This is a genomic window from Oleidesulfovibrio sp. (assembly GCF_047973035.1).
GTDB lineage: Bacteria > Desulfobacterota > Desulfovibrionia > Desulfovibrionales > Desulfovibrionaceae > Oleidesulfovibrio.
In genome coordinates, this window is the sequence record NZ_JBKEBF010000012.1 from 23,402 (window position 1) to 42,744 (window position 19,343).

General features: G+C 51.1%; 22 protein-coding genes. 16 read left to right on the top strand and 6 right to left on the bottom strand.

What is annotated here, in order from left to right:
* Nucleotides 1-20: 20 nt before the first annotated feature.
* The 4 genes from glgB to ACK5LI_RS03255 all read right to left on the bottom strand — a co-directional run bounded on the left by glgB (nucleotide 21) and on the right by ACK5LI_RS03255 (nucleotide 4,924).
* Nucleotides 21-1,940 (bottom strand): 1,4-alpha-glucan branching protein GlgB, encoded by a 1,920-nt coding sequence (gene glgB / locus ACK5LI_RS03240; RefSeq protein ID WP_416946200.1) that lies wholly within the window; start codon nucleotides 1,938-1,940, stop codon nucleotides 21-23.
* A gap of 1 nt (nucleotide 1,941) precedes the next feature.
* Nucleotides 1,942-3,405: a glycogen synthase GlgA gene (glgA, locus tag ACK5LI_RS03245; protein WP_416946201.1), complete on the bottom strand. Its 1,464-nt coding sequence runs from the start codon at nucleotides 3,403-3,405 to the stop codon at nucleotides 1,942-1,944.
* A 36-nt stretch (nucleotides 3,406-3,441) separates the two neighbouring features.
* The gene (locus ACK5LI_RS03250) at nucleotides 3,442-3,897 is read right to left on the bottom strand and encodes an NUDIX domain-containing protein (protein ID WP_416946202.1); all 456 of its coding nucleotides are present in this window, start codon (nucleotides 3,895-3,897) and stop codon (nucleotides 3,442-3,444) included.
* A 397-nt stretch (nucleotides 3,898-4,294) separates the two neighbouring features.
* The gene (locus ACK5LI_RS03255; protein WP_416946203.1) at nucleotides 4,295-4,924 is read right to left on the bottom strand and encodes an L-threonylcarbamoyladenylate synthase; all 630 of its coding nucleotides are present in this window, start codon (nucleotides 4,922-4,924) and stop codon (nucleotides 4,295-4,297) included.
* 153 nt (nucleotides 4,925-5,077) lie between these two features.
* Here ACK5LI_RS03255 and ACK5LI_RS03260 point away from each other — a divergent pair, with 153 nt between their 5' ends.
* Nucleotides 5,078-5,545, top strand: a complete 468-nt coding sequence (locus tag ACK5LI_RS03260) for a 23S rRNA (pseudouridine(1915)-N(3))-methyltransferase RlmH (RefSeq protein WP_416946204.1) — start codon at nucleotides 5,078-5,080, stop codon at nucleotides 5,543-5,545.
* Between the two features lie 79 nt (nucleotides 5,546-5,624).
* Nucleotides 5,625-5,843 carry a hypothetical protein gene (locus tag ACK5LI_RS03265; RefSeq protein WP_416946205.1) on the top strand — a complete coding sequence of 73 codons (219 nt, stop codon included), beginning with the start codon at nucleotides 5,625-5,627 and terminating at the stop codon, nucleotides 5,841-5,843.
* On the opposite strand, the gene ACK5LI_RS03270 is transcribed toward ACK5LI_RS03265, so the two are convergent.
* A complete protein-coding gene (locus ACK5LI_RS03270; protein ID WP_416946206.1) occupies nucleotides 5,804-6,514 on the bottom strand; it encodes a 16S rRNA (guanine(527)-N(7))-methyltransferase RsmG in 711 nt (236 codons plus the stop codon). The two genes, ACK5LI_RS03265 and ACK5LI_RS03270, sit on opposite strands and share 40 nt — an antisense overlap.
* 213 nt (nucleotides 6,515-6,727) lie before the next feature.
* Here ACK5LI_RS03270 and ACK5LI_RS03275 point away from each other — a divergent pair, with 213 nt between their 5' ends.
* From ACK5LI_RS03275 to ACK5LI_RS03315, 9 genes are all read left to right on the top strand, one after another.
* Nucleotides 6,728-7,672, top strand: a complete 945-nt coding sequence (locus tag ACK5LI_RS03275) for an ACP S-malonyltransferase (protein WP_416946207.1) — start codon at nucleotides 6,728-6,730, stop codon at nucleotides 7,670-7,672.
* Between the two features lie 173 nt (nucleotides 7,673-7,845).
* Nucleotides 7,846-9,498, top strand: coding sequence for an arginine--tRNA ligase (argS, locus tag ACK5LI_RS03280; RefSeq protein WP_416946208.1), 1,653 nt, complete (start codon nucleotides 7,846-7,848; stop codon nucleotides 9,496-9,498).
* Nucleotides 9,499-9,537: 39 nt separating this feature from the next.
* Nucleotides 9,538-10,215 (top strand): SPOR domain-containing protein, encoded by a 678-nt coding sequence (locus ACK5LI_RS03285; RefSeq protein ID WP_416946209.1) that lies wholly within the window; start codon nucleotides 9,538-9,540, stop codon nucleotides 10,213-10,215.
* Between the two features lie 88 nt (nucleotides 10,216-10,303).
* Nucleotides 10,304-11,116 carry an MlaE family ABC transporter permease gene (locus ACK5LI_RS03290; RefSeq protein ID WP_416946210.1) on the top strand — a complete coding sequence of 271 codons (813 nt, stop codon included), beginning with the start codon at nucleotides 10,304-10,306 and terminating at the stop codon, nucleotides 11,114-11,116.
* Nucleotides 11,117-11,128: 12 nt separating this feature from the next.
* Nucleotides 11,129-11,956 (top strand): ABC transporter ATP-binding protein, encoded by an 828-nt coding sequence (locus ACK5LI_RS03295; protein ID WP_416946211.1) that lies wholly within the window; start codon nucleotides 11,129-11,131, stop codon nucleotides 11,954-11,956.
* A gap of 31 nt (nucleotides 11,957-11,987) precedes the next feature.
* Complete coding sequence (gene mlaD / locus ACK5LI_RS03300) at nucleotides 11,988-12,434, top strand: outer membrane lipid asymmetry maintenance protein MlaD (protein ID WP_416946212.1); 447 nt, start codon at nucleotides 11,988-11,990, stop codon at nucleotides 12,432-12,434.
* 1 nt (nucleotide 12,435) lies between these two features.
* Complete coding sequence (locus ACK5LI_RS03305; protein ID WP_416946213.1) at nucleotides 12,436-13,086, top strand: ABC transporter substrate-binding protein; 651 nt, start codon at nucleotides 12,436-12,438, stop codon at nucleotides 13,084-13,086.
* A gap of 33 nt (nucleotides 13,087-13,119) precedes the next feature.
* Entirely contained in the window at nucleotides 13,120-13,968 is an 849-nt protein-coding gene (locus tag ACK5LI_RS03310; protein ID WP_416946214.1) for a VacJ family lipoprotein, read from the top strand.
* Nucleotides 13,969-14,052: 84 nt separating this feature from the next.
* The gene (locus ACK5LI_RS03315) at nucleotides 14,053-15,177 is read left to right on the top strand and encodes an aminotransferase class I/II-fold pyridoxal phosphate-dependent enzyme (RefSeq protein WP_416946215.1); all 1,125 of its coding nucleotides are present in this window, start codon (nucleotides 14,053-14,055) and stop codon (nucleotides 15,175-15,177) included.
* Nucleotides 15,178-15,292: 115 nt separating this feature from the next.
* On the opposite strand, the gene ACK5LI_RS03320 is transcribed toward ACK5LI_RS03315, so the two are convergent.
* Entirely contained in the window at nucleotides 15,293-15,610 is a 318-nt protein-coding gene (locus tag ACK5LI_RS03320) for a cupin (protein ID WP_416946216.1), read from the bottom strand.
* 262 nt (nucleotides 15,611-15,872) lie between these two features.
* On the opposite strand from ACK5LI_RS03320, the gene ACK5LI_RS03325 reads away from it, so the two are divergent.
* From ACK5LI_RS03325 to ACK5LI_RS03345, 5 genes are all read left to right on the top strand, one after another.
* Nucleotides 15,873-16,157, top strand: a complete 285-nt coding sequence (locus ACK5LI_RS03325) for a LysO family transporter (RefSeq protein WP_416946217.1) — start codon at nucleotides 15,873-15,875, stop codon at nucleotides 16,155-16,157.
* Nucleotides 16,147-16,749, top strand: a complete 603-nt coding sequence (locus tag ACK5LI_RS03330) for a lysine exporter LysO family protein (protein WP_416946218.1) — start codon at nucleotides 16,147-16,149, stop codon at nucleotides 16,747-16,749. The genes ACK5LI_RS03325 and ACK5LI_RS03330 overlap by 11 nt, the downstream gene beginning before the upstream one ends.
* 137 nt (nucleotides 16,750-16,886) lie before the next feature.
* Nucleotides 16,887-17,627, top strand: a complete 741-nt coding sequence (locus ACK5LI_RS03335; protein WP_416946219.1) for a basic amino acid ABC transporter substrate-binding protein — start codon at nucleotides 16,887-16,889, stop codon at nucleotides 17,625-17,627.
* Nucleotides 17,628-17,708: 81 nt separating this feature from the next.
* On the top strand, nucleotides 17,709-18,494 hold the full coding sequence (locus tag ACK5LI_RS03340) for an amino acid ABC transporter permease (RefSeq protein ID WP_416946220.1): 786 nt from the start codon (nucleotides 17,709-17,711) through the stop codon (nucleotides 18,492-18,494).
* Complete coding sequence (locus tag ACK5LI_RS03345; protein ID WP_416946221.1) at nucleotides 18,481-19,221, top strand: amino acid ABC transporter ATP-binding protein; 741 nt, start codon at nucleotides 18,481-18,483, stop codon at nucleotides 19,219-19,221. The genes ACK5LI_RS03340 and ACK5LI_RS03345 overlap by 14 nt, the downstream gene beginning before the upstream one ends.
* Nucleotides 19,222-19,343: the final 122 nt, after the last annotated feature.

The window sequence follows — 19,343 nt, forward strand, 5'->3', positions numbered from 1 at the left end:
ATACAAAACGGTGAATCCCATCAGCGTGCAGGTTTTAATGCTATGGCCCCAAGCGGAGGCAAAGTCAGTTCCATAAAGTGCCCGCCATTCCAGTTGTCGGTGCAGGTCAGCGCACTCCCCCCGTTACCGACATTGCTTCCGCCATAATAGCTGCTGTCGGTATTCAGCACTTCCAGCCATTCTCCGGCCTTCGGGCAGGGAACCCGATACCAGTGGCGGACAACCGGAGTAAAATTGAACACCCACACCACAGGATCGTTGTCTTCTGCAAGGCGTGCAAAGCTGAGCACAGAGCACCCATAATCGCTGAAATCAAGCCACTTGAAGCCTGACCAGTCATGGTCGTGCAGATGCATGGCAGGATCATTCACGTAAATACGGTTCAGATCGCGGACAAGATTACGTATCCCTTCATGTGCGGGGAATTGCCGCAAGCACCAGTCAGGCTCTCTGCTCTCGCTCCATTCGTTCCACTGGCCGATTTCTCCACCCATGAACAACAGCTTTTTACCGGGATGCGCCCACATATAAGCATACATCAAACGCATATTTGCCTGCTGCTGCCACATGTCGCCCGGCATTTTAGAAAGCAGAGCTCCTTTACCGTGGACAACTTCATCATGCGACAAAGGCAGAACAAAATTTTCCGAAAAGGCGTACAACATGGAAAATGTCAGGCTGCCATGATGATATGAGCGATACACAGGTTCGTGACGCATATAGTCAAGCGTATCGTGCATCCAGCCCATATTCCATTTAAAGGTAAAGCCTAACCCGCCCGTATACAGAGGACGCGAAACACCCGGCCATGCTGTGGATTCTTCCGCAATCATCATGACTCCGGGAAACTGCTCATGCACCACCCGATTCAATTCGCGCAGAAAGTCAATGGCTTCCAGATTTTCATTACCGCCATGCGCATTAGGGATCCATTCGCCTTCTTTACGCGAGTAGTCCAGATACAGCATCGACGCCACTGCATCTATGCGCAAGCCGTCTATATGAAATTCCTTCAGCCAGTAAAGCGCGTTGGCAAACAAAAAGTTCCGCACTTCATGTCTGCCGTAGTTGAACACATAAGTACCCCAGTCAGGATGCTCTCCAAGCCGCGGGTCCAGATGCTCATACAGCGCCGTTCCGTCAAAACGGCCAAGGCTCCAGTCATCTTTAGGAAAATGCGCAGGTACCCAGTCCAGAATCACGCCGATTCCGGCCTGATGGCAACGGTCCACAAAACGCCTGAAGTCATCCGGAGCACCGAAGCGGGAAGTCGGCGCGTAGTAGCTGCTGGTCTGATACCCCCATGAAAGATCAAGAGGATGCTCTGCAACGGGCATCAGTTCGATGTGCGTGAAACCGGTATCTGTGACATACGGAATCAAAGCATCCCCAAGTTCATCCCAGCTGACAAAAGGATGTCCGTCTCCATGACGCCGCATCCACGATCCGGCATGCACTTCATAAATACTGACAGGCTTGGCAAGTGGCGGTCCGGTCTCACGCCGTCGCTGCATCCACTCCACATCGTCCCATACATAGCCGTCCAGATTCCAAGCAAATGAAGCTGTCCCGGGACGCATCTCGCCATATAAAGCATATGGGTCAGTTTTATGCTTAACGCTGCCGTCAGCGCCATGAACACAAAATTTATACAGCGTACCGTGCTCTATTCCCGCTGCAAATCCCGCCCATATTCCGGAATCTCCTACAGGATATAAAGGGTACTGGCCTTCCTGCCAGTCATTAAACGGCCCGACAACACTGACGCTGCAAGCATTGGGCGCCCATACGGCAAACCTGTACCCCTGTTTGCCATCCTGCTCTATGCGGTGTGCCCCCAGCACGCGGTAAATATCCCAGTGCTCACCCCGCCCGAAAAAATACACGTCAAACGGTTCAAGGTGACAAGGAACAGTTCTGCCCCCGTTTGTAGCTTTCACATCAGACTCCTACGGGGCCAAGACCCAATTGCTGGTAAATATCTATGTACTGTTTTCCGGCTTTTTCCCAAGTGAACTCCTGAGCCATGGCACGCTTCATAATCGCCGTCCACAGCCTGGGATCATTTTCCCATACGGATACGGCCTGCATGATGGCATTGTAAAAGCCGTCAGGGGTAACATCGGAAAAAGTAAAACCAGTGGCATCCGTTGAAGGCCACGGCACGATGGTATCACGCAAACCACCAAGAGCAGAGGCCACAGGCGGCGTGCCGAAGCGGAGCGCATAAATCTGGGTCAGCCCACACGGTTCATAACGTGAAGGCATCAGAAAAATATCAGTACCTGCCTGAATGCGGTGCGCCAGATCTTCGGTATACTCCACACGGGCACAAAGCAGCCCCTGATAGTCTTCCATCAGCTCCAGCACTCTGGCTTCATACTCCAGACTGCCTTCACCCAGAATCACAATGCCTATGTTCTGCTTTATCAGGCGGTGAACATTATCAATAAGCAGATCAATGCCTTTCTGGTCACGCAGCCTGCCTATAAACCCGAGAACAGGACGTTTAATAAGCTCCGGCTTAAGTCCCAGCTCAGTAATCAACGCCTTTTTGCATCGCAACTTTCCGCTACGCCTGTCTTTGCTGTATGTGCAGGGTAAAAAACGGTCATCTTCGGGTTGCCAAATGTCATAGTCGGCACCGTTTAAAATGCCGTGCAACGCATGCCCCCGTTTTTTCAGTATCCCTTCAAGCCCGCACCCGAACTCTGGCGTTGTTATTTCCTTTGCATAGCTGGGGCTTACTGTTGTCACTTTATCGGCATAGGCAATACCTGCCTTGAGCAGATTCAGGTCGCCGTGGAATTCTGCCCCGTCCATGGCCCATGCCTGTGGCGGCAGGCCGCAGTTTTCAAACAGACGCGAGGAAAAACGCCCCTGAAACGCCAGATTATGAATGGTCATTACACTACGGGTATTCTGCCAGAAGGCATCACTCTGCCGCCAGTAATACAAAAAAGCAGGTAAAAGAGCTGTCTGCCAGTCGTGAGCATGGACTATAGCGGGAGCCTCTCCCAAACGCTGGCACATGGAAGCGATGGCACGGCAGAAAAAGACAAAGCGCTCGCAGTTATCAAAATAGTCGCCTTTGTAGTCGTTATAATAGTAACGACGGTCAAAATATTCGCCACGACTGATAAAGTAGACAGGCATGCCGTGAAAATCGGCTTCGTAGACATCTGCAGTGATCGGGCCCCACGGGTACCCTACCGGAATATCGCTCATGGTCAGGCGAATGCCATATTCCGCTGTAAGGATGCGACCATAAAAAGGCGTCACCACAGCAGTGCGCACACCTGCCTGATGCAATGCATAAGGAAGTGCGCCCAAAACATCACCCAGACCACCGCTTTTGGAAAACGGATACATTTCAGAGGTGGCAAAAAGAACCAAAGGTTTCATCTGCCGATCCCCTCCTCCGGAGATAACTCCGTACAATCAGTCTTCAGCCCGCAGGCGTGCAACAAAGTCGGCAATGATGCCGGCATGGTCAAAAGCTATGGGTGCAGGCAAATTATCCAGCGCGAAAAAAGCGGCGGCAGATGCATCATCACCCGCACTCAACATATCTGCATCCGATGCAGTACCCGTAAAAACAACACTCATGGTGTGATGTCTGGGGTCACGGGCAGGGTCGGAGTACACACCAAGCAAGCCTGTAAGCACGACAGAAAGCCCTGTTTCTTCCAAAACCTCGCGCACGGCTGCACTTTCAACGGTTTCGCCGTAATCAACAAAGCCACCGGGCAAGGCCCAACCGTATGGAGGGTTCGCCCTGCGGATAAGCACTATGCCTCTGGCAGGATCATGCACGACAACATCTACAGTAGGAACCGGATTTCTATACATCTGAACCGGTGTCCCGCAGACAGGGCACGGTTTATGATAACTCATATACACCCCGAAAGATGGCAACTTGCCGACAGGAGACAAAAAACACACTGTCCCTATCGTAAAACACACATGCCGATAATTATATTTCCACAATATTGGGGATAAATTTCTAGTATGAACAAAAAAATACGCCATTGCCAGCGCAGACGCAATTAAAATGGATAAAAGATAACAGAAATAACGCGCTGAAACGAAAAACGGCCTGCTGAACATCAGCAGACCGCTTGTCGCAAAAGAAGGAAGGTAAAAAGTATAAAGCAGCATTCATGCCAAAAATGCAACATACTAAAATACATGAATACACACAAATTCAACAGGCCTTTTTTACCTGCTTCCGGTTCAAACAGTTTAACGCATGATCCCATGCTGCCGATAAAGTAAAAATTATTAAACGGGCCTACAAAACAACTTCGAAACCAGCTTGCAAAAGTTCCGTCTCTGTAACAGCGCCGGGGCGGATAATGCGCACATGTTCCGGTCCGGCAACTTCCACCAACGTAGAAGGTCTGCCTCCGGCAGGCGCAGGGGGCAACTCCACTATGCCAGCCACAAGTTCAAGCAATTCGGGGTCAAGCTGGTCTGCAGCCGTAACAGCAGCTCTGCCACTTACATTGGCGCTGGTAGAAACCAAAGCACCTCCGCTTGCCCGACACAGTCCGGCCGCCACAGGATGCGGTGTCAGGCGGACAGCCACCCTTCCTGTTTCTCCGGTCAGCACAGCTGGAATGGCTTCTGCCGCAGTTACCAGCACAGAAAGCGGCCCGGGCCAGAAGGTTTCTCCTAACCTCGCCACAAGAGGGGACTGTATCGCCGTAACCAATTCTAACTGCTCACGACTGCCGATAATTACAGGTAAAGGCATGCCTGAAGGTCTGCGCTTTGCCTGATACACAAGATCGATTGCACGCACATCCGTAACAATACAGCCTACAGCAAAAAACGTTTCTGTGGGGTACACGACCACTTTCCCTTCTTTCAAAAGGGCTGCCGCTTCCTTAATATCAACACGGGGGACAGCATTCTTCATTATGTTGTAATCTCATACCGTTATGCTGTTACAATAAAAAAACAAGCCGGTCATTATATCGTCACTTGCTTTAGGTTGAGCCTTTTTGCAGGTCAGTATACAACGCGCCATGCACATTGAATACTCCAAGCCAAACTGCCGCCGGAGAAGCGTATGAAAGCCATTCGCATCATCGCCGTGGGCAAGCTGAAAACAGCCCACTGGAAGGCTGCGGCAGATCATTATCTTACCCGCCTGAACAGGGCGTTCAAGATTGATGAAACCATTATCAAAGACGGAAATGCCGCGCTGCCTGCCGCCGAGCGTAATGCGCAGGAAGGCGAACGCATTCTGGCAGCGCTTGCCCCTCAGGACTTACCCATATGTATGGATGAGCTGGGCAAGCAGTTTACATCGCAAAACTTTTCCGCTTTTCTCGCCCCGATGTGGGAAGATGCCAACCGCAGGCCCTGCTTTATCATAGGCGGCGCTTACGGGCTTTCCGATGCAGTGCGCGATGTGGCACGCCACACAATCGCACTGTCAGGCATGACCTTTCCGCACGAAATGGCACGGGTCATTCTGTACGAACAACTTTACAGAGCCGATGCCATTATAAAGGGTACACCGTATCATCACTAATAACCTGTCATGGCCACAACACAAAAGCCATCCCCGACCATGACGGAATGTAACATCCGGACGAAACAAGGACTGTACAATGCTAGACTTCAGCTATCTGGACAAACTGGAAGAATACATGACCAGCGGCCGCATGGCCGAAGACTTTGAGTATTCCCCCGAAGAACGCCGTCATGAAATACTCGAGTTTCTCGAGCGCTTCATGGACGTGGCGGAACTGGCAGATGAAAACGCTACCAAGCTGATCTTTAAAAATTCTCAGTTAGGTGCCTTTTTCGAAGAAAGTGCCCAGAAGTAGCGCGGCGAACCTTCCACGGAATATTCGTATTGTGCGGTCAGGCTCCAGTCTTCCGGCAGGAGCCTGCCGTGCGAAGCATCAGGAACATCATGCGCAGGAGCTGGCTCGTTAGCCAGCACGACAACAAAACCGCCTCGGCGAATTTTGCCTGTCAGCAGTTCAAGCAGTTCCGGCCACGGCATAAATGCCCTGCTTACCATCATTGCAGCGGGGGCTCTGCCTTCCATAAAGTCTTCCACCCGCGCCCTGTGCACATTGGTCGCAGGCAACGGATACTTTGCCAGTACCATCTGCATAAACATCGTACGCTTTTCCCGTACGTCCACCATGTGGTATTCACCCTCTTGCCACACCATCCGCAAAGGGATACCCGGCAGCCCGGCGCCGGCGCCGAAATCCCATATCTGCATCGGAATATCCGCCGAGTCCGCTACGACCGAAAAATCAAGCGTCTCCAGAAAGCGCTTCAAATGCAGGCTATCTACTATAAGCGTGCGCAGCATGGGCTCCCATGAACGTGGTCCGACCAGGTTCATGACAACACTCCACTTCTGCAACATATTAAGATAGCCGGTAATATTTTTCAGAGCCTCGCCCTGCAGGGTAAACCCCAGTTCAGAACAAAGCATCGCAACCTGCTGTTCGCCAGCAGGACTCATTTTTTTAGCCATAGCATCCTCGTAACATGATATGTCGAAGTCTCGTCGTGGGCACCACCTACCCCAGCCTGCCATTGCAGGCAAGCCTGTACTTGCAAGCTGTGCCAACTTGCACTATGCAGCGGGACACATACTGTTCCACCCTGCGTCGCCAGTTACGGAACATGGCGGCAGAGGAACCGCCGTTGCAGTTGCAGGTTATTGAACATTCAGGAGTGAAGCGACATGAGTACTGACAATACAGCAATTCTTTTTCCCGGTCAGGGTTCCCAGCAAGTCAATATGGGGCGCGACCTTGCAGAGACAGACAAAGAAATAATGGAGCTTTGGAAAAAAGCAGAATCCATCAGCAGTCTGCCCCTGCGCGAAATATACTGGGACGGTGATGCAGCCGCAATGGCCGACACCCGCAACCTGCAGCCTGCACTTACCGTGGTCAACATCTCTTTGTGGATGAAAATGGCAGGCAAAATTTCACCTGTTGCCGCAGCCGGTCACAGCCTTGGCGAATATGCCGCCATTGCAGCATCCGGTGCGCTGTCCGCAGCAGACACTATCGAGCTTGTTTCTCTACGCGGCCGCCTTATGGCAGAGGCTGACCCCGAAGGCAAAGGCGCAATGGCGGCAGTACTCAAACTGCAGCTTGGTGATGTGGAAGATGTTGTACGCGAAACCGCAGATGCTACCGGTGAAATGATTCTGGTAGCCAATTACAATACTCCCGGCCAGTTTGTGCTCAGCGGCACGAAAGCCGCCATTGACGATGCTGCCGCCCGCGTAAAAGAACGCAAGGGTCGCGCAATGCCGCTGGCTGTAAGCGGTGCCTTCCACAGCCCCATGATGAAAGAAGCCGCGGCAGAGCTTGCATCCATCATGCAGAAACGCCAGTGGAACAAAATGAAATTCCCTGTTTACTGTAACGTGACAGGTCAGGCTGTTTCCGAAGGCGAGGCGCTGAAAAACATCATGCAGGGGCAGATGGCCGGCTCCGTACGTTGGATAGATACCATTTCCAATCAGTGGAATGCAGGCGTCCGCCAGTGGATCGAACTGGGTCCCAAAAATATTCTGGGCAAAATGCTTACTCCTATTCTGGCGGAAGCAGGTGCAGCGTCTGATGAATGGACAACACAAACCATCTCTACACTTGAACAAACCGAGGCACTGTAGCGGTACTGTCAGGCAGTGCAGGTGCCGCCAGCCTCTTTTCAGATGAACTGAAAAAAGGTATACATACAGATTCGTACGTCGGAGGCGACCCAGAGAGGTCGCCTTCGCACGTCCGGCAGACCGTATAAAAACAGCCGTAAGGCAGAATCATACTTAACAATACTGGTGGTACAATGCGCGCTAAAAACCATCTTGAGGCGGCTCTTAAAGTCGCAATCGCCGACCTTGGACTCCCGTGGCCCGAAAAATTCACCATCGAGCCCCCTAAGGATAAAAAGTTCGGTGATCTTGCAGTCAACATAGCCATGGTGCTGGCAAAACCTGCCAAAATGCCCCCCCGTGAAATCGCGGGCCGCATCGCAGAGCACCTGTCCGGAAACCCCGATATTTCAGGCGTTGAAATTGCAGGCCCCGGCTTCATCAACGTAACCTACGCACCTGAATTCTGGCACAAGACCGTCCCCGCCGTGGAAGAAGCCAAAGACAGCTTCGGCGGTGTGAATGTCGGCAACGGTCGCAAGGTGCAGGTGGAATACGTATCAGCTAACCCCACCGGGCCCCTGCACATCGGTCACGGCCGCGGTGCGGCTGTGGGCGACAGCCTTGCCCGCATGCTCCGCTTCACCGGTTTTGAAGTAAGCACGGAGTACTACATAAACGATGCAGGTCGTCAGATGCTGCTGCTGGGCGACTCGGTATATTACCGTGCAAAGCAGATTAAAGGCATGGACGTTGCCGAGCCGGAAGACTACTACCGCGGCGACTACATCCACGACATCGCGCAGGAAGTTCTGGATATGACTCCTGACCTGCTCGAAAAGCCTGAAGAAGAAGGCCGCGCCATCTGCCAGAAGTACGCTGTCGATACAATTATGGCAGGTATCAAGCAGGACCTTGAAAACTTTTCCGTTGAGCATCAGGTATGGTTCTCTGAAAAGTCGCTTGTGGAAACCGGTGCAGTGGACAAAACCTTCGACCGCCTCCGCAAGGCCGGTCTTGCTTACGAAGAAGACGGCGCACTGTGGTTCCGCACGACAGACTTTGGTGATGACAAGAACCGTGTACTGAAAAAGTCCAACGGCTACCTTACCTATTTTGCGTCTGACATTGCCTACCACGATAACAAATACGACCGCGGCTTTGACCTGTGTGTAGATATCTGGGGTGCTGACCACCACGGATATGTGCCCCGTATGCGTGCCGCAGTTGCAGCATTGGGCAAACCTGCAGACAGCTTTGACGTCATTCTGGTTCAGCTGGTTAACCTGCTCCGCAACGGTGAGCAGATTGCCATGTCCACAAGAGCCGGTGAATTTGAAACTCTGGCAGACGTAGTGAAAGAAGTCGGTGCCGATGCAGCCCGCTTCATGTTCCTTTCGCGCAAGAGTGACAGCTCGCTGGATTTTGACCTTGAGCTGGTCAAGCAGCGCAGCATGGACAACCCCGTGTACTACGTGCAGTACGCCCATGCGCGTATCTGCTCTGTAATGCGCAAAGCGGCAGAGCGCGGCATCACTCTGCCCGACGCCACAGACATTCCAGTACTGGCTCCGCTGGCAAATGCAGACGAAATCGACATGTTGCGCCTGCTGGACCGTTTTGAAGACACCATGGAAACTGCTGCCGGTTCGCTGAGTGTTCATCACATCAGCTACTACCTGCAGGATCTGGCAAGTGCGCTGCATCGTTTCTACGCTAACAATCCCGTGCTGAATGCACCGGACGAAAGCGTACTTGTGGCACGTCTGGCCTTGCTGCGTGCGGTTGCACAGGTGCTGCGCAACGGCTTGAAGCTGCTTGGCGTAAGCGCGCCTGACGCGATGTAACACCCTATAGCTACCGCAGTTAATCAGACAGGCATCCAGATGAGTTTCAGTATTCGTAACGAGGCAGGTTCAAACGGTAAACGCCGGTTCATTATTGAAATGACCGCAGGCAAGTTCTTCTTTACCTGCTTTCTGCTGCTGTTTGGCTTTGCCTGGATGTTCACCTTCGGAATCATGATCGGGCGCGGATTCAATCCGGATGAATCCGTGCCCGCTTTAGCCCGTTTAATGCCCGACACAGGTACACCGGTCGAGGTGCCGAAGCATATTGCCGATGATACAAAAGGCAGCACACCTCCCGGCGTAATAAAAACTGAAGAACTGGGATTGCTCACTTCACTTCGAGCAAAAGATACTGACCCGAAGCAGCAGAAGCCTGCAGTCGCACCGCCAAAAGAAACCCCAAAAGCCCCGGAGCGTCCTGCTGTACCTGCAACACAGCAAAAGCAGCAAAACAGCGGTGCAACAACATATCGCTACGTATATCAAGTGGCATCTTTGAAGGATGTCGGTGCAGCAAAACGCTTTGCATCTCATCTGGAAGAAGCCGGTCTGAATGCCTCTGTTGAGCGTGTGGATACTTCAAAAGGGGTCTGGCACAGGGTAAATGTTGCCTTCAGAGGCACAACTGCAGATGCAGAGAACTTGAAACGCAAACTTTCTGCTTTGGGCATCCGGAAACCTTTACTGAAAGAACAGGAAGCTCTTTCAAAATAACAGTGATTTGAATTTTGTTATCATATTGACGTAAGAGCATACTTACATGTAGGAATACAACGTTTGAGATAACCCCAGCGAGCAGGCAATGAAAACAAGCGCATCTCACTATTCTTTTACAGCACCATTTCAAAAGCTTGGAGCAGCCACCATAAGCTTTATCGCAGAGCTTGGCGCGGTTTTGCTCTTCCTGCTCGACGCTGTCCGCCATATTTTCATAGCTTCACGGCTTTTCTCAAAAGTAGTTCAGCAAATCTATTTTATCGGCTCCAAGTCGCTGTTTGTCATTGCGTTGATAGGCATATTCACCGGTATGGTTCTGGGGCTGCAAGGGTATTACACTCTGGTCAAGTTCGGCTCCGAAGGTCTGCTTGGTGCCGCTGTCGCCCTTACCCTTATCCGCGAACTGGGCCCCGTGCTGACAGCCATAATGGTAACAGGGCGCGCAGGTTCCGCCATGGCGGCAGAAATCGGTGTCATGCGTATTTCCGACCAGATTGATGCTCTGGAAGTGATGGACGTGCCCCCCATGGGCTACCTTGTCACTCCCCGCCTGATTGCTTCGCTGATTGTATTTCCTATGCTTACGGCACTTTTCAACACAATCGGCATAATCGGCGGTTACCTGACAGGTGTTGTACTGCTGGGTATTAACTCCGGTGTATACTTTTACCGCATAGAAAGCAGCGTGGGATGGTCTGACGTTAGCGGAGGCTTTTTGAAGGCCATCGTATTTGCCGTAATTGTATCCATCATCAGCTGCTACCAAGGGTACTTTACCCATATGCGTAAAGACGGCATGGGCCCTGAAGGCGTCAGCAACTCGACCACATCTGCCGTTGTCATGTCATGTGTGCTGGTTCTGATATTTGACTACGTGCTCACATCTTTTCTGCTGTAGGACGACCACACCATGCAAGACACACGCTCAGCAAGATGGGACATTCAGCTTAATAACCTGACAATAGGGTACGGCAGCACTGTTGTGCTGGACGGCCTGAAAGCTTGTCTGCCTGCCGGTAAAATTTCAGTCATTCTTGGCGGATCTGGTTGCGGCAAATCCACTTTGCTTCGACATATCCTTGGCCTCAATAAGCCGATGAAAGGGCAGATACTTCTTGGCGGTAAAGATCTTTTCGGCCTTTCCGGCAAAGATTTCAGAAGGCTGCGCCGCCGCATGGGCGTTCTTTTTCAGGATGGTGCGCTACTCGGCTCTCTGACTCTGGGCGACAACGCTGCCCTGCCGCTTGTTGAGCATACCAAGCTTGATAAAGAGACCGTGCAAGCCATTGTGCAGCATAAGCTATCTCTGGTGGGTCTGGCGGATTTTGCGCATTACTACCCCAGCCAGCTATCAGGCGGCATGCGCAAACGAGCGGGGCTTGCCCGTGCAATAGTCATGGACCCGCCGATTCTGTTGTGCGATGAGCCTACCTCGGGGCTTGACCCCATCAACGCAGCACAGATGGATGCACTGCTGGTAGACATGAAAAAACGTTTTCCGGACATGACCATCGTGGTGGTAAGCCATGACCTGCAAAGCCTTGACACTATAGCAGACTATGTACTGGTGCTGAATGAACAACGCGCCGTCTATGCAGGCGGACTTGATGAATTAAAAGCTTCCACTGATCCGTTTTTGCGGCAGTTCCTTGACCGCAAAGCCGGAGCGCCACAATCAGTTGACGCGCCTCTGGGTGAAAAAGTACGACAGGCTCTGTCCGAGTGGCTGGACAGCTAGCTTGTGAGAACAGCAACAACGCGAGTAAAGCATGAACAAGTACACAAGAGAAACATCTGTCGGCATTTTTGTGCTGATCGGTCTTCTGTGCCTTGGGTACGTCACACTGAAACTGGGCAAGATGGAAGTATTCTCAAGCGAAGGATATACTGTCCAGGCACGCTTCACCTCTGTCGCTGGTTTGCGCGTAGGGGCTGATGTCGAAATTTCCGGTGTTCCCGTGGGTAAAGTAAAGGGCATCAAGCTGGACCAGATGGACGGCGTGGCTGTTGTAGACATATTTTTACGTCCTGATATCCAGCTTTCGGAAGACACTATCGCTTCAGTAAAAACAAGCGGGCTTATCGGCGATAAATACCTAAAACTATCTCCCGGCGGGGCAATGGACCTGCTCAAAGACGGGGACGAAATCACCGAAACAGAATCCGCATTGGACATCGAAGAATTAATCAGCAAATACGTTTTCGGAAAGGTGTAGTATGAAAGCAATGTGGTCATACGTAAGACAGGCTCTTGGAGTAACGTTGTTGTGCTTTGGGCTGGTGGTCTGTATGCACGGGGGAGCTTTTGCGGATGCAGGAACTGAAGCAAAAGAGGCACTTGAAAGCAGTCTTAACGGCATCATAAGCAAGCTGGGCTCTGACGAATTCAAAAATGATGAGACCCGCGAAGCTGTTCGTGCTGAAATTGAAAAACTTATCCGCCGCAGTTTTGATTTTGAAGAATTTTCCATGCGTACTGTCGGTCCCCGCTGGCGTACATTTACCGATGAGCAACGCAAAAAGTTTGCAGAAGCATTTGAAGCGCTTCTGCGTTCATCCTACACGGACAAGCTTGAAAGTTATAACGGTGAAAACGTGGAATATGCAGGTGAACGTGCATCCAAGGACGGAAGCCGCGTTGAAGTAGCCACGAACATTATTCAGGGTGACAAAAAAATTCCTGTTGCTTACCGCATGTTGCATAAAGGTGAGTGGGTAGTATACGATGTACTTGTTGAAGGCATCAGCCTTGTGAAAAACTATCGCACACAGTTTCAGGAATTACTGAGAAGCGAGACACCGGACGAACTGATCCACAGGATTCACCTGAAAGCAGAAGAAATGAAGCAGGCAAACGGCAAAAATTAACGTTTGCAGCCTGCATAGGCAAAAGAGGCTGTTATGAAGAGGGGATTATTTATAAGCTTGGCAGCACTGGTGCTGTGTCTGTCTGTAGCTACGGCACATGCTGCGCCTGTATCTAAAGGCGAGCTTAATAAACCTGCACGTCTTGCCAAAGCGCAAATGGCACCCGATGTACGGGATGCAGAGCTGGCTAAGACAGAAGAAGAGTTTCTTCTGACCATGCGGCAGGACAATCTGAGTCCTGATTTTGAAGACTATGGTTACGCAGATGCCACCACACAGGTTGCAGATCCCATAGAGGGCTGGAACAGAATGTGGTTCGGCTTCAACGACTGGTTTTATACCAATCTTGCTGACCCCGTATGGCGTGGCTACGCTTATATCACTCCTAGTGAACTCCGGACAGGTGCGGACAACTTCTTCCGTAACCTTGCTTACCCTGTCCGTTTTATTAACTGCATCCTGCAGGGCAAATTCAAGGCGGCAGGTGTAGAGACTTCCCGCTTCATCATTGACACCACCTTCGGTGTTGGCGGTCTGATGCAGCCTTCTCGTGAAAAAACACCTGTTGTTGAACCTGACAGAGAAGACTTCGGCCAGACTCTTGGTGTATGGGGTGTTGGCGAAGGCTTCTATATTGTATGGCCCTTCCTTGGCCCTTCAACCCTCAGGGATACAGGCGGTCTGGTAGGCGACATGGTAACTCATCCCCTCTACTACCTGACTCCGCTATGGCACGGATTTGCTTTGGCAGGCTACGACCAGGTAAACAAGTTCGGACCGGTATATGACAACTACATGGCTATCAAAGCCCCGGCTCTCGAACCTTACACCGCTATTCGTGACGCCTACATCCAGACCAGGCGTAGCCGGATAGACTTGTAACCGCATTTCGACACTATCAGGGGCGCTCCGGCGCCCCTTTTTATTTACTGCTGGCCACACATGCACACACCAAGGAGCCGACACATGCGTTTTTCGCCCTTCCGCCTTGAACGTTATTTCGCACAGCATGAATTTTCTGCCCGCCACCTTTTGTGCGTTTCAGACTGCGAGAGCATTACTGTACAGGAGTTGCTTGACTTTTGCGGTGCTGATCCGCAAAAGCTGCTAAGCTTGCGTCTCGGATATACAGAAGCGTGGGGAGCTCCCTCGCTTCGCCGTGCCATTGCCGAAAACTGCTACACTCAGATGGAAAAAGAAACCATTCTGGTTCATGCGGGGGCAGAAGAGGCGATATTCACCTTTGCTCAGGCTACTCTGGAAGCTGGTGATCATGTCATTGTACAAACGCCATGTTACCAGTCTCTGTTTGAACTTCCTGCATCCTTGGGGTGCACTATCGACGCATGGCATTGCAATCCGGATCACGGCTGGGCGCCGGACACATCAGCGCTTAGAGGCCTGATAAAATCAAATACCAAAGCCATCATCATTAATACACCCCACAACCCCACAGGCTATAACCTGCCTCGCTCGAGCTTTAACGAGGTCATCAAACTGGCGGACCAGTTCGGATTATATCTCTTCTGTGATGAAGTGTACCGAGGGCTGGAGTATAACCAGACTGCAAAATTGCCTGCAGCTTGCGACGTATATCCCAATGCGGTTTCACTGGGCGTAACCAGCAAAAACATGGGACTTGCAGGGCTTCGTATAGGGTGGGCAGCCAGTCAGAACAGAGAATTGCTGCAACGGATGTCATCAGTCAAAGATTACACAAGTATCTGCAGTTCCGGCCCCGGAGAAGTTCTGGCTGAGATTGCAATGGGCAACGCCGCAAAACTGAATGACCGCTGCCGGAGAATTATCAGTGATAACCTGTTATCTCTGGACAGATTCATGGATGAACATTCTGATATTCTTGAATGGACCCGCCCCACAGCAGGCCCGATAGGTGTAGTAGAACTGAAGCATGATTTAACTGCAGGAGAGCTTTGCGATAAAGCGCTACGGACATGCGGAGTACTACTGGCTCCGGGAAGCATGTTTTCGATTTCGGAGCCATGTTTTCGCATCGGCTTCGGGCGAAGCAATTTTACCCGCGGGCTCAAAATATTCAGCAGCTTTCTTGATACCTGCTACGGCAAATAACCTGCGCGCAGTAAAAAAGTGTCCGGGACCTTTTCGGCTACCGGACACTTCCATATTACGGCAGGCGCCTCCCCAGACGTTCCGCAATCCTGCCGTCCCCCAGTTATGCAGGGTTTTAGATAGGCGGTGCTATCGTCACCAGCACCTTCATATCAGTAATGGCTCTTATTCCATGTGGCTCTCTGATTTCTGCAATCAGTACAGCTCCCCGTGGTGCAGCAAGAACGGCCCCTTCCGCCCCCAAGAATTCACCTTCGCCTTCCAGAACAACAATGCTTAATTCACCTTCAATATTATGCTGATGAATAGGCAATTCCTGTCCAGCCCTGAAGGTAAATGTCACTACCTTAAAATTTTCTGACTCATGCACAAGGTCCATCACAAAGCGGTTTTCGTCATAGCGCATGTTTTCCAGTAAATTTTTACTTTGCATATTACACCTCCGATGACTCATAGGTCATTGGTAAAATTTCTGTACCTGACTGTTCTTGCGGCCAGTTGCAAACTAACCAGCCTCTGCCGTTACCTTTTATCTACTACCGTCTATAGTTATGTGGTGTGATGCAGGTCAAAAAATGACTCATTATTTTTCTGCAGCTCACATCGCCACATTTTGCATCAAATATTACAGAATTGACAAACACATGGCGCAACGCTACCGATGCATTTTAACGTTGAAACCAGTTGGAAGAGACATGCTGACAGCAGTTGCGTTTATCGCACTGGGCATCCCCATAGGGTTTGCCCTTCGTAAAAATAGGGCAGTGGTGCATGCCGTGGACAAGCTCACCATGTGGGCAATTTACCTTTTATTATTTTTGCTTGGCATATCTCTGGGTACGGACGATAACATCGTGTCTCAGGCGGGCAACATAGGTATCAAGGCCTTTTTAATCAGCGCTGCCTGTGTGGCGGGAAGTGCTTTGGCGGCATGGCTGCTGGGCAAAGTGATCCTGAAGGGAGGCTTTGATGAAAGGTAGCCTCATCATCCTGACATTTTTTATATGTGGCACACTGCTAGGCGCATCCGGATTTGTACCGGAATTTCTTGCAGATGAACGCCTTTCAACCTATGCCCTGTACTTTCTGCTGTTCATCGTAGGCATCGGCATAGGTTTTGATACCAGATGCCTGGCTATTCTGCGTGAAATGCACATAAAGGTGCTCCTTGTACCCATTTTTGTCATGCTGGGTACTTTCGGCGGTGCGCTTGCTATATCTCCTTTTATAGAAGGTCACAGCACCCGCGACGTGCTCGCAGTGGGGGCAGGGTTCGGCTACTATAGTTTATCCAGCATAATGATTTCACAGATGGGGGATTCTGTTCTCGGTTCCATCGCACTGCTTTCAAACATCATCAGAGAGTTGATCACCCTGCTGGCAGCTCCGGTCCTTATTAAATACTTCGGCAAGCTTGCGCCTGTCGCCAGTGGCGGTGCAACAGCAATGGATACAACCCTGCCCATCATCACCCGTTACGCAGGAGAGCGATACGGAATCATCGCCGTGTTCAGTGGTATGTTCCTTACTGTCTCTGTGCCATTTTTGGTATCAGCAATTATGAGCTGGTAACCGGCGGGGGAAAAAGGGAGCCGGAAAACCCTCTGTTTTCGGGACCCTGCCCGCGCTCATCATTGACAACCATGCGCAAAGTGAGGCATTGTACATTTTTGTCTACACAGACAAAACACACACGAAGGAGAACGAGGATGCTAAAAAAAATTTGTTTTGCCATGCTTGCAGTTCTGATGACTGCAAACATCGCTCTTGCTGAAAAGGCCATTGTTTTTGCACACGATGCCACCTGGCCTCCCATGGAATACATGAGTGCCGACAAGCAGATTGTCGGTTACGCTGTTGATTACATGGACGCCGTAGCCAAGGAAGCCGGATTTAAGGCTGTTCACCGCAACGTGGCATGGGACGGCATTTTTGCCGGTCTCGCAAACGGCGAATATGATGCAATTGCTTCTTCTGTTTCCATTACCGAAGAACGCAAGCGCGCAATGGACTTCAGCACGCCTTACTTTGAGGTAAAACAGGCTGTGGTGCTTAACAAGTCAAACGAAGCCAAATCGTTCGACGACCTCAAAGGTAAAACCCTTGGCGCCCAGATCGGCACCACCGGTTACTTCTCCATCAAAAAGGCTGAGGGCGTAACCCCCCGTTCTTTTGACGAAATCGGCCTTGCCATGGAAGCTCTTTACAACGGCAACATTGATGGCGTTGTATGCGATGATCCTGTGGCCGCCAACTATGCGCTGCAGCAGGCAGAATACGCGAAGCGTATGAAGATTGCTTTCATCGTAGAAGCCAAAGATAAAGAATTCTATGGCGTTGCTGTCAACAAGGGTAACAGCGAAGTGCTTGAACTGATCAATAAAGGTATCAAGGCTGTTAAGGAAAAAGGCATCGAAGAGACCCTTCGCAAGAAGTGGATCGGCCAGTAGCAGCTACCTTACTGCGTAATGCCCGGGACTGGCGATACTCTCGCCAGTCCCTTCATTTTGACTTAACACGGACATAACATTATGGCTGACAAAAAAGTCCGCATAGAAATTACGGACGGCATGCTGATTCCGGACCACAAAGACCGCAATTTTTTTAACGCGTGGACCATCAGCTTCATCGGCGCGATAGGCATGATCATCTATCTGTGCGCCACCAAGCCCGATGTATACTGGAGACTGCTCCAGTATCTGCCGGACGGCATTGCCGTTACGTTCAAAGTAACCGTTCTTTCCATTCTCTGCTCTATACCGCTGGGGCTGCTTACCGGCTTAGGGCGCCTTTCCAGAAACAAAGTCATTAACACCATCGCTTCTACCTACGTGGAAGTTGTTCGCGGTATCCCGCTTCTGGTTCAGCTCTTTTACATTTACTATGCGCTTGGCCGCTTTTTGCAGGTTCCCAGCATGGTTGCTGCCGTCATCGCTATGAGCGTATGTTACGGCGCATACATGGGCGAGGTCTTCAGGGCCGGCATAGACTCCATCGATAAAGGCCAGACAGAAGCTTCACGTTCTCTTGGATTCAACCGCGCTCAGACGATGTTTCTGGTTATTCTGCCGCAGGCGTGGCGCACTATTCTGCCTCCTGTAGGCAACGAATTCATCGCCATGCTGAAAGACACCTCACTGGTTTCCATTCTTGCGGTGGCTGATGTGCTACGTCGCGGACGCGAATTCGCGGCAGAGTCGTTTTTGTACTTCGAAACCTACACCATGGTGGCACTGATATATCTGGTCATCACCCTGCTGCTCTCAAAAGGCGTCAGCATCATGGAAGCGAGGCTGAATTACTATGACCGCGACTAAGCCAATTATAAGCATAAAAAATATCTACAAGTTCTTCGGGCAGCTTACTGCGCTGAATGATGTGTCTCTGGAGATTGCTCCCGGCGAAAAGGTCGTCGTCATCGGCCCTTCCGGTTCGGGCAAATCCACCATGTTGCGTTCCATCAACAAGCTGGAAACCATAGACAAGGGCACCATTCATGTAGACGGTCTTGATGTTAACGCACCCGAAAACGACATCAACGCCATCCGCCAGGAACTGGGTATGGTGTTCCAGAGCTTCAACCTGTTCCCCCACAAAACGGTCATGGGCAACCTGATTATGGCTCCCATGCGACTGAAAAAAGTACCGAAGGAAGAAGCCGAAGCCCGTGCCCTTATGCTGCTTAAAAAGGTGGGCATCAGCGACAAAGCCAACGTTTACCCGTCCAACCTTTCCGGCGGACAGCAGCAACGCGTGGCTATTGCCCGCGCCCTTGCCATGAACCCTAAAATCATGCTTTTTGATGAACCGACTTCAGCGCTTGATCCCGAGATGATCGGCGAAGTGCTTGAAGTTATGGTTAATCTTGCAAAAGAAGGCATGACCATGGTTGTGGTAACTCACGAGATGGGATTTGCACGTGAAGTTGCAGACAGGGTTGTCTTTATGGACCACGGTCAGGTGCTCGAAGTGGGCACTCCGGACGAATTGTTCGACAGTCCTCAGCATCCGCGCCTGCAAAAATTCCTTAAGCAGATTTTGTAGCCTGCTAAAAGCAATGCATAAGTAAGCGGCCCGTTTTATCCAAACGGGCCGCTTTTTTTGTTGAGTAAAAAACAACTAAAGGAGTGAGAAAAAGTTACCGGAAGCATCCGAATGCAGCAGAT

Coding starts and splice junctions, on each gene's coding strand:
- glgA (WP_416946201.1), bottom strand. CDS start 3,405: ATGAAACCTTTGGTTCTTTTTGCCACCTCTGAAATGTATCCGTTTTCC.
- mlaD (WP_416946212.1), top strand. CDS start 11,988: ATGAACAAGTACACAAGAGAAACATCTGTCGGCATTTTTGTGCTGATC.
- ACK5LI_RS03285 (WP_416946209.1), top strand. CDS start 9,538: ATGAGTTTCAGTATTCGTAACGAGGCAGGTTCAAACGGTAAACGCCGG.
- ACK5LI_RS03330 (WP_416946218.1), top strand. CDS start 16,147: ATGAAAGGTAGCCTCATCATCCTGACATTTTTTATATGTGGCACACTG.
- ACK5LI_RS03305 (WP_416946213.1), top strand. CDS start 12,436: ATGAAAGCAATGTGGTCATACGTAAGACAGGCTCTTGGAGTAACGTTG.
- ACK5LI_RS03335 (WP_416946219.1), top strand. CDS start 16,887: ATGCTAAAAAAAATTTGTTTTGCCATGCTTGCAGTTCTGATGACTGCA.
- ACK5LI_RS03275 (WP_416946207.1), top strand. CDS start 6,728: ATGAGTACTGACAATACAGCAATTCTTTTTCCCGGTCAGGGTTCCCAG.
- ACK5LI_RS03270 (WP_416946206.1), bottom strand. CDS start 6,514: ATGGCTAAAAAAATGAGTCCTGCTGGCGAACAGCAGGTTGCGATGCTT.
- ACK5LI_RS03345 (WP_416946221.1), top strand. CDS start 18,481: ATGACCGCGACTAAGCCAATTATAAGCATAAAAAATATCTACAAGTTC.
- ACK5LI_RS03250 (WP_416946202.1), bottom strand. CDS start 3,897: ATGAGTTATCATAAACCGTGCCCTGTCTGCGGGACACCGGTTCAGATG.
- argS (WP_416946208.1), top strand. CDS start 7,846: ATGCGCGCTAAAAACCATCTTGAGGCGGCTCTTAAAGTCGCAATCGCC.
- ACK5LI_RS03325 (WP_416946217.1), top strand. CDS start 15,873: ATGCTGACAGCAGTTGCGTTTATCGCACTGGGCATCCCCATAGGGTTT.
- ACK5LI_RS03265 (WP_416946205.1), top strand. CDS start 5,625: ATGCTAGACTTCAGCTATCTGGACAAACTGGAAGAATACATGACCAGC.
- ACK5LI_RS03295 (WP_416946211.1), top strand. CDS start 11,129: ATGCAAGACACACGCTCAGCAAGATGGGACATTCAGCTTAATAACCTG.
- ACK5LI_RS03340 (WP_416946220.1), top strand. CDS start 17,709: ATGGCTGACAAAAAAGTCCGCATAGAAATTACGGACGGCATGCTGATT.
- ACK5LI_RS03260 (WP_416946204.1), top strand. CDS start 5,078: ATGAAAGCCATTCGCATCATCGCCGTGGGCAAGCTGAAAACAGCCCAC.
- ACK5LI_RS03315 (WP_416946215.1), top strand. CDS start 14,053: ATGCGTTTTTCGCCCTTCCGCCTTGAACGTTATTTCGCACAGCATGAA.
- ACK5LI_RS03290 (WP_416946210.1), top strand. CDS start 10,304: ATGAAAACAAGCGCATCTCACTATTCTTTTACAGCACCATTTCAAAAG.
- ACK5LI_RS03320 (WP_416946216.1), bottom strand. CDS start 15,610: ATGCAAAGTAAAAATTTACTGGAAAACATGCGCTATGACGAAAACCGC.
- ACK5LI_RS03310 (WP_416946214.1), top strand. CDS start 13,120: ATGAAGAGGGGATTATTTATAAGCTTGGCAGCACTGGTGCTGTGTCTG.
- ACK5LI_RS03255 (WP_416946203.1), bottom strand. CDS start 4,924: ATGAAGAATGCTGTCCCCCGTGTTGATATTAAGGAAGCGGCAGCCCTT.